The organism is Devosia sp. P3_B2, assembly GCF_056402875.1.
In genome coordinates, this window is sequence record NZ_JBFUGO010000014.1 from 68,923 (window position 1) to 83,773 (window position 14,851).

Below are 14,851 nucleotides of genomic sequence, written 5' to 3' on the forward strand. Positions count from 1 at the left end.
GACGATGAGCGAGAGTTTGGTGTTCGCGCCCAGCGCGGCAGCGATTGCCCACACCCGGACCACGGCAGCGCAGTACGAGGAGATGTACGCCCGCTCGCTGAGCGATCCGGATGGCTTCTGGAAGGAGCAGGCCCAGCGCATCGACTGGATCAAGGCGCCGACCAAGATCAAGAACACCAGCTACGCCTACCCCGACGTCTCGATCAAATGGTTCGAGGACGGGGTGCTGAATATCTCCGCCAACTGCGTCGACCGGCACCTGGCGACCCGCGCCGACGAGACGGCGATCATCTGGGAAGGCGACATCCCCGGCACCGACGACAAGATCACCTATCGCCAGCTGCACGAGAGGCTCGGCCGCTTCGCCAATGTGCTCAAGGCCAACGGCGTCAAGAAGGGCGACCGCGTCACCATCTACATGCCGATGATCATCGACACCGCGGTGGCCATGCTGGCCTGCGCGCGCATCGGCGCGGTGCACTCGGTGATCTTCGGCGGCTTCTCGCCGGATTCGATCGCCGGCCGCATCAATGACTGCGACAGCAAGATCGTGCTGACGGCCGACGAAGGCCGCCGCGGCGGCAAGACCATCCCGCTGAAGAAGAACGTCGATGAGGCGCTGACGAAGACGCCGGGCGTCGAGCGCGTCATCGTGGTCAAGAACACCGGCAACGCCGTCGACATGAAGGCCGGCCGCGACGTCTGGTATGCGGACGAAGCCGCCAAAGTCTCGGCCGAGTGCGCGCCCGAGCCGATGAACGCCGAGGACCCGCTGTTCATCCTCTATACCTCCGGCTCCACCGGTAAGCCGAAGGGCGTGCTCCACACGACCGGCGGCTACATCGTCTGGGCTTCGCTCACCCACGAGCGGGTGTTCGACTACCGTCCAGGCGAGATCTACTGGTGCACCGCCGACGTCGGCTGGGTCACCGGCCACAGCTACATTGTCTATGGGCCGCTCGCCAACGGCGCCACGACGCTGATGTTCGAGGGCATCCCGAGCTATCCCGATGCCGGCCGCTGCTGGCAGGTGGTGGAAAAGCACAAGGTCAACATCTTCTACACCGCCCCCACCGCTATCCGGGCGCTGATGGGCGCCGGCGCCGCCATTCCCGACCAGTACGCCATGCCGTCGCTGCGGCTGCTCGGTTCGGTGGGCGAGCCGATCAACCCGGAAGCCTGGCTCTGGTACCACAAGCATGTGGGCAAGGAGCGCTGCGAGATCGTCGACACCTGGTGGCAGACCGAAACCGGCGGCATCCTGATTTCGGCGCTCCCGGGTGCCATCGCCACCAAGCCCGGTTCGGCCACCAAGCCCTTCTTCGGCATCAAGCCGATCGTGCTGTCGCCCGAGGGGAAGCTCCAGGAGCAGACCAAAGCGGAAGGCGTGCTCTGCATCGCCGACAGCTGGCCGGGCCAGATGCGCACCGTCTATGGCGATCACGCACGGTTCGTCTCGACCTATTTCGAGACCTACAAGGGCTACTACTTCACCGGCGACGGCTGCCGGCGCGACGAGGACGGCTACTACTGGATCACCGGTCGCGTCGACGACGTGCTGAACGTCTCGGGCCACCGCATCGGCACCGCTGAGGTCGAAAGCGCGCTGGTGGCGCATCCCAAGGTCGCGGAAGCGGCCGTGGTCGGCTACCCGCACGACATCAAGGGGCAGGGCATCTACTGCTACGTCACCCTGATGGCCGGCGAGAAAGGCGACGACGCGCTGAAGACCGAGCTCAGGAACTGGGTGCGGAAGGAAATCGGCGCCATTGCCTCGCCCGACCTGATGCAGTTCGCCCCGGGCCTGCCCAAGACCCGCTCCGGCAAGATCATGCGCCGGATTTTGCGCAAGATCGCCGAGAACGACTACGGCGCGCTGGGGGATACGACGACGCTGGCGGACCCGAGTGTGGTGACGGATCTGATCGAGAACCGGCAGAACCGCTGACACCGAGCGTGGGGCCACCCCCACCCTCATTCCCTCCCCACAAGGGGGAGGGAGGCCGATCGTGCTCGCTGACCTCTCAGTCGTCTCCCTCCCCCTTGTGGGGAGGATCTAGGGTGGGGGTGGCCCCACGCTCCGGCCGACCAGCTTTCGCCGCACTCGTAAGCCAAAAGCCGTCCTCCCGTTCTCCGAGACCCCACCCATATGCGCCTTGCTACGATGCTTCTCGCGACGATCCTTCCCTTTGCCGCGTCGCCCGCCTCCGCCCAGTCGCTGCAGCAGATGGCCGGGCAGATGATCGTCGTCGGCTTTGCCGGCAATGGCGTCGATGACAAGGACGTGGTCGCCCTGCGCGAGGAAGTGGCGGCCGGCGACATCGGCGGCGTCATGTACCTCAAGACCAACGTCGCGAGCCGTGCGGCTGTGCAGGCGATGAACGCGGCGTTTCGCGACGCTGCACCGGCCGGGCTGCCGCCGTTCATCACGCTCGACCAGGAGGGTGGGCTGGTGGAGCGGCTCGATGACTCGGTCGGCTTCAAGGAGATTCCCGACGCCGCGACGGTCGCCGCGAAGAACACCCCGGCCGAAGCCCGCGGCGTCTACGAAGGGCTCGCCAAGGGCGTCGCCGAGTGGGGCTTCAACGTCAATTTCGCGCCCGTAGTCGATCTCGCGGTCAACCCGAACAACCAGGTGATCGCCAAGTTCGGCCGCGCCTACGGCAAGACCGGCGACGTGGTCACCTCCTACGCTGCCGAGGTGATCGCGGCACATCACGACGCGGGGTTGCTCACCTCGCTAAAGCACTTCCCCGGACACGGCTCCTCGACCGCCGACAGCCACGAGGGTTTCGTCGACATCACCAAGACCTGGCACGACAGCGAGCTCGAGCCCTACCGGGCGTTGATCGCCGGCGGCTACCAGGATTTCGTCATGATCGGCCACCTGATCGACACCAACGTCGATCCATCGGGCCTGCCGTCGAGCCTCTCCAAGGAGTGGATCGACGGGGTGCTGCGCGGCCAGCTTGGCTTCAAGGGCGTGGTGATCACCGACGACCTCGAGATGGGCGCCATCCGCGACCATTTCGACCTAAAGGAAACGGTGGTGAAGGCCGTGCGCGCCGGCGTCGACGTGCTGCTGTTCTCCAACACCGCCTACCAGCGCGCCACGCTGGGCGACGAGGTGCGGGCGATCCTGGTTGCCGAGGCCGAGGCCGATCCGGCGTTCAAGGCGCGGATCGAGGAGAGCTACAAGCGCATCGTGGCGCTGAAGTCTCGTATCGGGGTTGCAAATGTCGAAGCTCAATAAGGCAGAAGTGATCGCTGCCCTGGGCCTCGGCGGGCATTTCGAGGGCGGCTATTTCCGCGAGACGTTCCGGCCGACGCATCGCGAGAGGCTGGAAACGGCGCGCGGTCCGCGCGGCACCATGACCAGTATCTACTACATGCTGACGGACGACTCCCCGGTGGACCACTTCCACACCAAGCACTCGGACGGCATTCAGTTTCACCATTTCGGTGCCCCGCTGACCTATCACATGATCCACCCCGACGGCCGCTACGAAGTGGTTGTGCTCGGCCCCGACCTCGCCGCAGGGCAGGTGCCCAGCCTCGCCGTCGCGGGCGGCGTCTGGAAGGCGGCCGAGCTGCCGGCCGGCGAGTATGGTCTCGTCAGTGAAGTGGTGGCGCCGGGCTGGGAGATGGAGGACATGATCCTCGTCACTCGGGCCGAACTGCTGGCCAAATTCCCGCAGCATGTCGAGGTGATCACCCGGCTGACATCGGCGCCCTAGGCCGGTCGCACGCTTGTCGCACTGGTGCTGTTCGCTTATGAGGGCCGGAGTTTTCCCCACCTCGCGGCCGATGGAGCATCGAAAGCGCTCCCGTCCCATAGGTCAAATGAGCTAAACTCCTGATCCCGAAGGCGAGAGGTTTGAAGGCATGAGCGAAGAGGGCAGGGAGGTGCGGCGGGTTCGCGCGCTGTTCATCTCCGATGTGCATCTCGGCATGCGCCCCACCCGCATCACCCAGTTGATCGATTTCCTGCGCTGGCACGAGGCGGAGGTGATCTATCTCGTCGGCGACATCGTCGATGGGTGGCGCCTGGCCAAGGCCTGGTACTGGCCGCCGGAATATCACCAACTGGTCGAGATCTTCCTCGACAAGGCGCTCAGCGGCACCCGCATCGTGGTGCTGCCGGGCAATCACGACGAGTTCCTGCGCGAGTATCTCGGCACGTATTTCGGCGAGGTCGAGTTCGTCGATCGCACCGTGCACACCACGGCGCAGGGCAAGACCTACGTGGTCATGCACGGCGACCAGTTCGACGTGGTGGTGGCGCATGCCAAGTGGTTGGCGCATGTCGGCGACTGGGCCTATCGCGCCGCGCTCCGGATCAACATCGCGGTCAACTGGGTGCGCCGCCGCATGGGTCTGACCTACTGGTCGCTGTCGGCCTGGGCCAAGCACAAGGTGAAGAACGCCGTCAGCGTCATCGGCCGCTTCGAGGAGGCGCTGACCCTCGAAGCCCGCGACAGCGGCGCGGATGGCGTGATCTGCGGCCACATCCACTATGCCGACATGCACGAGCGGCTCGGCATCCACTACGTCAACACCGGCGACTGGGTGGAAAGCTGCACCGCAGTGGCCGAGACGCATGAGGGTGTGCTCGAGTTGGTGCGCTGGACTGAGACGCCGCTGCCGCGGAAGCCACGGCGGCTGCGGTTGCGCCGCGCGCCGGCGGTGCCGGGGCAGTAATTCAAGCACCGAGCGTGGGTCACCCCCACCCTCATTCCCTCCCCACAAGGGGGAGGGAGGCGATAGCTCTGCAACGTCTCAGTTCTTGCGTCTCCCTCCCCCTTGTGGGGAGGGATCAAGGGTGGGGGTGCCTCACGCTCCGGCCTCCCGTGTGACACTCACCCACCATCCGTCATCCTACCGTCACAGCCCGTTCGCAACGCTGTCACCCGACTCCCGTAAACCGCCAGCATCGATTCCCGAGGGTGGGTCCGATGCGCAAGGTCTTGATCGTCACCGATGCCTGGTTGCCGCAGACCAACGGGGTGGTACGCTGCCTCGAAGCGGTTGGCCGCGAGCTGATGGGCCGCGGCCACGAAGTGAGCTACCTCACCCCCGAGGGTTTCTGGACCTTCCCGATGCCGACCTACCCGGAGATCCGGCTGTCGCTGGTCACGCCGATGACCATCGGCCAGGTGATCGCCCGCGAGGCTCCGGACCACATCCACATCGCCACCGAAGGCCCGCTCGGCCTGCTTGCTCGCTTCGTCTGCCTCGAGCAGGGCCTTGCCTTCACCACCAGCTATCACACGCGCTTCCCCGAATATGTCGCGGCGCGGATGCCGATTCCGACCGAGTGGACCTATGGGTTCCTGCGCTGGTTCCACGAGCCGGCCGCCGCGACCCTGGTGCCCACCGCCTCCATGCAGGAAGAGCTGACCTCGCGCCAGTTCGGCCATGTGCGGCTCTGGACCCGTGGCGTCGATCACTCCCGGTTCTCGCCCGGCGAGAAGACCGAATTCCTCGATCTCCCCGGGCCGCATCTGCTCTATGTCGGCCGTGTCGCGGTGGAAAAGAACGTCGAGGCCTTCCTCAAGCTCGATGTCCCCGGCACCAAGATCATCGTCGGTGACGGCCCCGCCCGTGGCGAGCTCACGGCGCGCTATCCTGACGCCGTGTTCCTCGGCCTCAGGACCGGCGACGAACTCTCTGCGCTCTACCGCTCGGCGGACGTGTTCGTCTTCCCCAGCCGCACCGACACCTTCGGCAATGTCATGATCGAGGCGCTCGCGTCCGGCGTCCCTGTCGCTGCCTATCCCGTCACCGGCCCGCGCGACATCCTCACCGATCCCGCCTGCGGTGCACTCGACGAAGACCTCGGCTTCGCCGTCATCCGCGCCCTGACCCTCAGTCGCGAAGCCGCCCGCGCGCATGCGCTGGGCTTCACCTGGGCGCGCTGTGCCGACATCTTCCTTGATGCACTGGTGCCGGTTCGCGAGGCTGCGGCCCAGGCTGCATAACGCCACGGCATAACGCACATTAGCGCCGTGCCCGTTGATCTTTCTCCGGCCCCTCGGCACTGTCGGCCCGTGCGGCGGATTCTCCCGCCCGGAGCACACCCTGATGTCGTCGACCACTATCGCGCCGCGCGTCTCGCCAGAGCTGCGCGCTGCGATCTACCATTTTGCCGTGTTCGGCAGCACCGGCGTGGCGTCGGTCTATTTCGGCATCTGGCTCCTCAATCGCGGCATCAGTGCCGAGGAGATCGGCATCATCAATGCCGCGCCGCTGCTCGTCATGCTGCTGGTCAACCAGCTGGTGGGCCGCATCGCCGACCGCATGCCGGATTGGCGCGGCGTCATCATCGTCCTGTCGCTGATCGCCGGGCTCGTGCCGATCGGCCTGTTCTTCGTCTCCGGCTTCTGGGGCATCCTCGGTGTCTGGATCTTCACGGTGATGCCGGCCTTCGCGCTGGTGCCGATCATCGACGCGGCGACGCTCCGGATGACGCAGCGCCGTGGCACAGATTTCAGCATGGTGCGCGCCTGGGGCACCGTCGGCTTCATGGTCACCACCGGGCTGAGCGGCCCCCTCATCGCCTGGCTCGGCGACGCCGCGTTCGTCCCGGTATTCGTCGCTTGCGCGCTGTTGCGCGCAATACTGGCGTTCCAGTTGCCGCAGTTCCGCGCCGGTGAAGACCGCGCCAGCATGACCAAAGGCGCCAGCCGGCTGCGCCAAGTGCTGAAGCCGTGGTTCCTGATGGGTCTACTCGGCCTCGCCATCCTCTACTCCACCCACGGCGTGCTCGGGGCCTTCGCCGCAGTGCTGTGGACGGAGCAGGGCATCCCGCAGGGGCTTATCGGGCCGCTTACTGCCACTATGGCGGCGGCCGAAGCGCTGATGATGTTCGTGTGGAGCCGGCTGAAGCTCAAGGTTTCGGCCCGGCACATCATCATCTTCGCCTGTCTCGTCGCAGCCTTCCGCTGGACAGTGATGGCGTTCTCGCCGCCGGTCTGGCTGCTGTTTGGGCTGCAGCTGCTGCACTCCATCACCTTCGCCATGGGGTACCTCGGCGGCATCTACTTCATCGCCAACTGGACCAGCGACGACATCGCCGCCGAAGCGCAGGGCTTCTCCTATGTGCTGCAGCAGGGAATGTCGGTGGTGGTCATCGTCGCCATGGGCTGGTTCGTGGCCGCCTTTGGTCCAATGGCGTGGTTGTTCGTCGGAGCCTATGCGGTGGTCGGAGCGCTCTGCGTGGTGCTCTCGCTAAAGCTCCAGCCACCATCCGCGCATCCGATCACGTCGGATCAGCTCACCGTTGCCGATCCGGCCCCCTGAGGTCCAAGAATGCCTGCCAACGCGGCCAAAGCGCCGACAATCTCGCCCGAGCTGCGCGCGACATTCTTCTACTTCAGCATCTACATGGGGGGAGCGGCCTTCAACGTTTATGGCGGCATCTGGTTCGCCGACCAGGGGCTGACCTCCGAGCAGATCGGCATCATCAACGCGCTCCCGGTGCTGGTGACGCTGCTGCTGAACATCCTCGTGGGCCGCATCGCCGACCGCGCCTCGGACTGGCGGCAGGTCATCGTCCTGGGCTGCGCGCTGTCGGCCATCATCCCGATCGGGCTATTCTACGTCATTGGCGATTTCTGGGGCATCCTGGTCGTCTGGATGCTGGCGTTGCTGCCCGCCGGCCTTATCGGGCCGGTCGCCGATGCCGCGACCATGCGGATGACGCGACGGCGCGGCACGCAGTACGGGCCGATCCGGGCCTGGGGCACCGTCGGCTACATGGTCACGCTGTTCTTCGCGGGCTGGCTCATCGCCACGTTCGGCGGCGGCATCTTTCTGCCGATGTTCGTCGGGTTGTCGATCCTGCGAGGGCTCGTGGCGTTTGGGCTGCCGCGCTTCCGGGGGCCCGAGGGCGAGACGGCGCCCGTCAGCTCCGGTGCAGCGCAACTGCGCGATGTGATGAAGCCGTTCTTCGTCCTGCCGCTGATCGGCTTTTCGATGGTCTACGCCACACACATCGTGCTCAACGCGTTCCAGGCGTTGCTCTGGATGGAGCAGGGGCTATCGCCCGACCTGATTGCGCCATTGCTGGCCCTCGCGGCCTTCGCCGAGGCAGCGATCATGTTCGTGTTCGGCAAACTGGCCCGGCGTTTCCCGGCCCGCAGCCTGATCCTCCTCTCCGCCGTCACCGCGGTTTTCCGCTGGATCTGCATGGGCTTCCAGCCGGATCTTGAGTTCCTGATTCCGCTGCAGCTGCTGCACGCCTTCACCTTCGCGGTCGGCTTCATGGGGTGCGTCCACTTCATCGCCAACTGGACCAGCGACGAGATCGCCGCCGAGGCGCAAGGCTTCTTCCAGATGCTGCAGCAGATCATGAGCGTCATCGCCCTGATCGCCTTCGGCTGGCTCACCGGGATGATGGGCGCCAAGGCCTATTTCATAGCGGCCGCCTTCGCGTTGCTGGGCGCTGTACTGATCTGGCTCTCGATCGCCATGCAGGGTCCGAAGCGGCGGACGGAGGCGCGGCTCGGGTAGGATCCGCGCCCTGCTACCATTGCTCCAGCGACGCCGGATGCCTCCGGGCGGCTCATCCCAAAGAAAAAGGCCCCGCGGTTTCCCACGGGGCCTGTAGTCGAGGTCAAACCTTAGGCGTCAGCCGAGGCGGCCGCTGGCGTGGGCCAGCATTGTGTAGACGCGGCCGCGATCGCTGAGCAGGTACTCGCGGGTTTCGCCGGCCGGGTTCGGCCCGGTAGCGGCGCGCTTCAGCAGCTGCTCGAACTCGGCCATGTAGGTGGCGGCGGTCTTGGCGAAGTCCTGGTCGCGCTGGACGCGCTTCCTGACTTCGTCATAGGTCGCCTGGCCGCCCAGCGTATAGATGCGGCGCGAGAAGACGTTCTGTTCGCCGGCCTGGTAGCGCTGCCAGGCATCGGCCAGCGCGGCCGGTTCCATGGAGCGGGCGATTTCCTCGGTCAGCGTCGAGAGGTTTTGTGCCGGGGCAGCAGCTGGCGCGGCAGGGGCCGGAGCCGGAGCGGGCGCCGGAGCGGCAGCGGTCGGACCAGAGGCGTTGCGAAGCACGTCGCGCAACCAGCCGCCACCTTCCTCGGCCTTGAGCGCCGCAGCTGCGGGCTTGGCTTCGGCAACGGGCTGCGGGCGCGGTGCGGTGACCACAGTGGCCGGCACGTCGGGCATGGGCACGAACCGCGGCTGGCTGCGGGCCGGCTCAGCCTTGGGCGGCTCGGCGGCGCGCACCGGCTCCGGACGGACCGGTTCCGGACGCGGCTCGGGCCGCGAGGGGGCTTCGTCGCGAGCGATGCTCTGGCGGCTCGGGGTCGACGGGCGACGCTCATTGAGGTCGTGGGTTGCCGGCTGGGCGCGGACGATGGCGTTGAGCTCGGCGAGGGCCTCGATCTGCTCGGCCACGACGCGGCGCATGGCAGCAGCGCTCGACTTGGTCTCCTCGGGCAGCTCCATCACGCCGCGCGCCAGTTCGGAGCGGGTGTTCTCGAGTTCCGAGCCGACTTCCTTGGCAGTGGCGCGCATCGCCGTCGCCGTCTCGTTGAAGCGCTGCGTGGCGGCCTCGAGGGCCTGCTGCATTTCGAGGATCATCGTCGCCTGCGTCTGGCGCAGGGCATCGGCAGCGCGCTGGCTCTCGTTCGCCGCGGTATCGGTGAACGAACCGAGCTGCGTCGCAACGCGGTGCGACGTGCCATCGAGGGCTTCCTCGAGGAGGTTCGTGCTCTTGCCCAGCACCGACTGCATCTCGGCAGTGGCGTTGGCGAGGGCGCTCTGCACCTTGTCGGTGGTGCCGGTGAGGGCCTGCTCGAGCTGACCGGTGGTCTCGCCGAGGGCGTTCTGCACTTTCTCCGCCGTGGTGGTCAGCACCGACTCAAGCTGGCTGGTGGTTTCGCCCAGGGCGGTCTGCACCTGCTCGGCCGTATTGGTCAGCACGCTCTGCAGCTGATCGGTGGTGTCGGCGAGGGCAGCGTTGATCGTGCCGGAGGTGGCTTCAAGCGTCTCGGCAACGTTGGAGGTGGTCGAGGCGAGCAGCTGTTCCATCGACTCGCGGGCAGCGACGAGGCGCAGCTCGGTCTCTTCGACGGTGTCGGAGATCGAGTGGGCGAAGCCGCGCATGCGGGTGTCGATTTCGTCGGCGCGGGCGGTGAAGGCCTGTGCCAGCTCGTCCATGGCCGTGCGGCGCTCGTCGAGGTTGGCGAGCGTCAGCGTGCCGGAGGCCGAGAGGTTCTGCGCGGCGGTATCGAGGCTCTTGGCCTCGCTGTCGAGGTTGCCGAGCATCGAGCCGAACTCGTTGACCATCGAGGCGATCGAGGCCTGCAGGGCGCCGACATGTTCGGTCACCAGACGGCCGGCTTCCTCGGTCGAGCCGATCGCTTCGCGAACGGTGGTCGAGTAGGTGGCGGTCTGCTGGGCAACCGAGGTCTCGAGGTTGGCGAGGTTCGCCGTCGAGGCGTCGAGCACCTTCTGCAGCAGCATGTTGGAGTCGTTGAGCTTGCCCAGCGCCGTCGTCACATCGGTGAGGATGCGCGAGGTCGACTGGTTCATCAGGTCTTCGGCCTGCGAGGCATTGGTGATCAGCGCCTGGGCCAGGACGTTGCCGTGGTTCTGCAGGCTCATCTCGAGCTGAGCCGAACTGTCGGAGACCAGCGCCGAGAAGGCGTCGGTCTGCTCGGAGACGACGCGGTTGATTTCCGCGACCTTGCCGCCGATGGCGTCGGCAGCGGCCACCGCCTTGATCGAGATCAGCTCGTCGATATTGCTCGACGCCTGCTGGATCTGCGCCAGCGCGCGACCCACGGCCACGTCCATGCGGTCGGCCGTGGTGGTGACGTCGTCGGCGATATTCTGGGTGGCCGAAACGATGCGGCGGGAGATGGTCTCCTCGATGCGGTCGGCGCCGGCCTCGAGGTCGGTCATCGACTGCACCAGCGCGGTGTTGATCGCGGTGTTGAGCGAGGCCAGGCGCTCGGCCGTGATGTCGGCACGGGCGGTTATCGCCTCAGGCAGGGTGCCCAGGCGCTGGTCGACCATGTCGGTGATGGCCTTGCGGGCCGAGTTGACGCCGGTTTCGATGATGTCGGCGGCCTTGCGGGCGCTCTCGCCAACGGTGCCGGCGGCACCCTCGATGCGGGCATTCACGCCGGCTTCAGCGTCGGCCATGCGGAGGATGGCGCTGTCGATGCCGCGGCCGAGGCCTTCGCTGACTTCGGCGACCTTGGTCTCAAGCAGGGTCGAGACGGCGCCGGCGCGCTCAGACATCACATCGGTGACGTTGCGGAGGCTGGCTTCGATCCGGTCGCGGGCGGTGGCGCCCTGGGCGTCGATGGTGCGGGCCAGCTCGCTGGTGCGGTCGCCGATCGCCGCGGCGATGCCTACGGTGTGGCTGCCGAGCGTTTCGGCCAGCTGCTGGGTGCGGGTGTTGAGCGCTTCGGCGAGCTCGGCCGAGCGGGTCGACACGGTCGTCGCCAGTGCCTGAGTGCGCTGGTCGAGGCTGTCGCCGATCTGCTGGGCGTGCTGCTGCAGCGTCGTGTCGAGCGCCTGGGTGCGCTGGTCGAAGCTATCACCGATCTGCTGCGCATGCTGCTGCAGGGCGAGGTCGATGGCCTGCGTGCGGGTCGCGACCGACTGGTCGAGCGCCTGCGTACGGCTGGCAACAGACTGGTCGAGCTCCTTGGCGCGGCTGGTCAGCACGTTGTCGAACTGCTCGACGCGGGCGCCGAGCGCCAGGTCGATGGCCTGAGCGTGGGTGATGATGTTGGTGTCCATGGCGCGGGCATGGCCGGCAATGGTCACATCGAACGCCTTCACGTGCTCGTCGAGCGCGGCGCTCAGCTCGCCGTGGCGGCTCTGCAGCGTCTCGTTGAGCAGCTGGGTGCGGCCGTCGAGGGCGTCGGCGATGATCTGTGTGTGGCCCTCGAGCGAGTCCGAGATTTCGCGCGAACGGTTGGCGATCGACTCGGTGATCTGCTTGGTGCGCTGGCCGAGCGTCTCGGTCATCTCGCGGGTGCGCTGCGACACAATCTCGTTGAAGTGCTCGGACTTCTCGTCGAGCGCCATCTCGAGGACGTTGGCGCGGGCGGCGAAGCTCGCATTGTTCTTGTCGAGGGCGGCGATCAGCTTGTCGCCCTTGTCGCCGATAACGCCGTCGAGGCTCGACAGACGGTTGTCGATGACCACAGCAATCTCGTCGAGGCGAGCGTCGAACTGCGCGAGGTTCTGCGAACCGGCGCCGGTCAAGGTGACGCGGGCGCGTTCCGTGGTGTCGTCGAGGGCGCCCGACAGCTCGATCATCGCCGACTGCAGGCGCGATTCCATCGAGTTGACCTGGATCTGCACCTGCTCGTCGAGCTGGTGGCTGAGGCCCGAAAGCAACTGCTCGGCTTCGCGAGCGCGGCCGGTGATATCAGAGGCGATGCGGGTGCCGATCATGTCGAGCGCGCTCGACACTTCATGGCCACGGTCGCGAAGCTGGTCGAGCAGCGTGATGCCGCCCTGGCTCAGGAGCTTGGCCAGCGAGGAGGTGCGGTTGTCGATGGCGTCCGACAGGGTAACGGCGCGGCTGTCGAGAGCCTCGGTCAGCGATTGCATGCGGCCGTCGATCACCGAGCTGAGTTCCATCGTGCGGTTCTCGAAGGCGCCCGAGATCGTGCCGGCACGGTCCTCGAGCGTGATGTTGAGGCGCGAGGCCGAGTCATCGAGCGCGACCAGCAGGTGGCTGGTGCGCTGGTCGATCAGCGACACGAAGCTCTCGGTGCGCTCGCCGAACGCGCCGTTCAGCGAGTTGCCGGCGGTTTCGAGTGCCTTGGTCAGGTTGCCGCCGCTTTCGACGATGGTGCCTGCGATGCGCTGCGAAATCATGTCGAGGTCGAACACGAGGCCGGTGTGGCTCTCGGTGATGGCTTCGCGGACGCGTTCGGTATTGGTGATCACCGCTTCGCGCTGGCTGGCCAGTTCCTGGATCAGGGCGCGCATGCGGGATTCATTGTCGGAATAGGTGCGTTCGAGCGCGGTGACCTCGTTGTGGATCATCACTTCGAGCTCGCCGGCGCGCGACAGGGCTCGTTCGAGGCCATCGCCCAGCGCGTTCACCTCGCGGCGCACGGCCTGGCCGACCGAGGCGACCTTCTCGGACGCGGTGGTTTCCGGCTCGGCGAGGCGGATCGCCGCCTGCGTCACAGCTGCGGCAGCATTGCGGAGGTCCTGCGCACGGCGGATCAGCGTGGCGATGGCAAAAATGCCGATCACCGGCACGATGGCGAGTGCGAGCAGGCCGATGAAGTCGTTCGAGCCCCAGAAGGCCGCGGTGCCCATGTCGGCGCCATTGCGGATCATCGCCACCAGTGCGATCGCGACCACCCAGCCGAGCGCCACCAGCCCGGCAACCATGGTCGGCGCGCCGGACGATTTCGACTGCAGGCCGTAAAGGATCTTGGAGGAGGGGAAGCGGTCGTCGTTCGCCACCGAACCGGTCTGCGCCGCGAACTTGTCGGCGGTGCGCTGACGCTCGGAGCGGGGCGAGTTGTCCCTCGGCATCGGCCTTGGGGCGGCCTTTTCCGCGGGCGCTTCTTCAGCCGCAGCGGGCTGGTCCAGGTTCGCGAAAACCGAGTCTTTCAGCGCGTCCTCGACGGCGGAAAAAGCGAGCGTAGCAGGATCGTTCTGGGGTGTTGCGGTCTTTTTGGCCATAACTCTTTACAACTCTCGCATCGGCACTCGGCGGTCGATCAGAGCTTGCATTGGACCACCCCGGGGGTTCCGGTTAGCCGTCCAAATTGGGTAAAATGCGATTCAAATGCCCCGCAGTCTGCCCTATGCCCCACGCCGCCGCACGCTAGGTGGACCTCAAACATACATGCAATTTGAGGCAAACCGAACGCATTCTTAATGGAAGGTTAATTTCGGGTGGGAATGCGGCCGGTTAAGGGCATAGGTAAGATTGTACCCATTCATTTGGCGGCCCCTTCATCCGCTCCCGCTAGTTTGCATCCAGCCTAGAAACGGGCGGGAACGAACCAAGGGCCACGGGGATGAGCGGGAAGAACGCAGTGAAAACGGGGCAGGATGCTCCGCTTCGGGATCTCTCACAGACGCCCATCGACATGGACCATCTGGACCAGCAGTCGCTGGGTGATCCGGGGCTCCGCGACGAGGTATTGCGGCTCTATGCCGAGATGTCGAGCGTCTACCTCGGCCGCATCGAGGACAGCACCTCGATCCCGCTGCTGCTCCAACATCTCCACACCCTGAAGAGCGCCGCCGCCGGCATCGGCGCCTGGGGCGTTCGCGACCTGACCAAACGCGCCGAGGATGCCCTGCGCGCCGGCAATCCGGTCAATCCCGAGCACATCCAGGACATCGCCGCCGCCGTGGTCGATTGCCAGGCCTTCATCGCCGAACTCGTCGGCGCCGAAGAGGCCTGAGCCTGCCTGCGCCGTTTGGCGCGCTTGCGACGAGGGGGCGGCACCGCTATATGCGGCTAACCCTCCCGAGCGAAGTTACATGCCCCACATCACCTATATCGAATCCGACGGCACGCGGCACGAGACCGAGGGCGAGGTCGGATCGACCGTGATGGAGACCGCGATCATGAACGGCGTGCCGGGCATTGTTGCGGAATGCGGCGGCGCCTGCACCTGCGCCACCTGCCACGTCTATGTCGACGACGCCTGGACCGAGACGGTCGGCGGCCCCTCGATGATGGAAGAAGACATGCTCGACTTCGCCTACGCAGTGAAGCCGACCAGCCGGCTGAGCTGCCAGATCAAGGTCAAGGACGCGCTGGATGGGCTCGTGGTGCACGTGCCCGAGCGGCAGGGCTGATCTCGGCAGAGTGTCCCGAACAGCGCCATCGTTCCATCAT

The 14,851-nt window shown here is 66.3% G+C and carries 10 protein-coding genes; 9 read left to right on the forward strand and 1 reads right to left on the reverse strand.

Annotated features, from left to right (window positions below; all coding sequences use genetic code 11):
* The first annotated feature begins 4 nt into the window (after positions 1–4).
* The 7 genes from acs (at position 5) to AC1DV8_RS19660 (ending at position 8,514) form a co-directional block, all read left to right on the forward strand.
* On the forward strand, positions 5–1,948 hold the full coding sequence (gene acs / locus AC1DV8_RS19630; protein ID WP_477149675.1) for an acetate--CoA ligase: 1,944 nt from the start codon (positions 5–7) through the stop codon (positions 1,946–1,948).
* Positions 1,949–2,149: 201 nt separating this feature from the next.
* Entirely contained in the window at positions 2,150–3,253 is a 1,104-nt protein-coding gene (locus AC1DV8_RS19635) for a glycoside hydrolase family 3 protein (protein WP_477158601.1), read from the forward strand.
* Positions 3,237–3,737, forward strand: a complete 501-nt coding sequence (locus tag AC1DV8_RS19640) for a cupin domain-containing protein (protein WP_477158602.1) — start codon at positions 3,237–3,239, stop codon at positions 3,735–3,737. The genes AC1DV8_RS19635 and AC1DV8_RS19640 overlap by 17 nt, the downstream gene beginning before the upstream one ends.
* A gap of 148 nt (positions 3,738–3,885) precedes the next feature.
* Positions 3,886–4,701, forward strand: coding sequence for a UDP-2,3-diacylglucosamine diphosphatase (locus AC1DV8_RS19645; RefSeq protein WP_477149672.1), 816 nt, complete (start codon positions 3,886–3,888; stop codon positions 4,699–4,701).
* 254 nt (positions 4,702–4,955) lie between these two features.
* Positions 4,956–5,981, forward strand: coding sequence for a glycosyltransferase family 4 protein (locus tag AC1DV8_RS19650; RefSeq protein ID WP_477158603.1), 1,026 nt, complete (start codon positions 4,956–4,958; stop codon positions 5,979–5,981).
* A 103-nt stretch (positions 5,982–6,084) separates the two neighbouring features.
* Entirely contained in the window at positions 6,085–7,302 is a 1,218-nt protein-coding gene (locus AC1DV8_RS19655; protein WP_477158604.1) for an MFS transporter, read from the forward strand.
* A 9-nt stretch (positions 7,303–7,311) separates the two neighbouring features.
* The gene (locus tag AC1DV8_RS19660) at positions 7,312–8,514 is read left to right on the forward strand and encodes an MFS transporter (RefSeq protein WP_477158605.1); all 1,203 of its coding nucleotides are present in this window, start codon (positions 7,312–7,314) and stop codon (positions 8,512–8,514) included.
* A gap of 117 nt (positions 8,515–8,631) precedes the next feature.
* On the opposite strand, the gene AC1DV8_RS19665 is transcribed toward AC1DV8_RS19660, so the two are convergent.
* The gene (locus AC1DV8_RS19665; protein ID WP_477158606.1) at positions 8,632–13,677 is read right to left on the reverse strand and encodes an apolipoprotein A-IV repeat region-like domain-containing protein; all 5,046 of its coding nucleotides are present in this window, start codon (positions 13,675–13,677) and stop codon (positions 8,632–8,634) included.
* A gap of 413 nt (positions 13,678–14,090) precedes the next feature.
* Between AC1DV8_RS19665 and AC1DV8_RS19670 the strand changes: the two genes are divergently transcribed.
* The gene (locus tag AC1DV8_RS19670; RefSeq protein ID WP_477158607.1) at positions 14,091–14,411 is read left to right on the forward strand and encodes an Hpt domain-containing protein; all 321 of its coding nucleotides are present in this window, start codon (positions 14,091–14,093) and stop codon (positions 14,409–14,411) included.
* Positions 14,412–14,490: 79 nt separating this feature from the next.
* Complete coding sequence (locus AC1DV8_RS19675) at positions 14,491–14,811, forward strand: 2Fe-2S iron-sulfur cluster-binding protein (RefSeq protein ID WP_055878326.1); 321 nt, start codon at positions 14,491–14,493, stop codon at positions 14,809–14,811.
* The last annotated feature ends 40 nt before the right edge of the window (positions 14,812–14,851 follow it).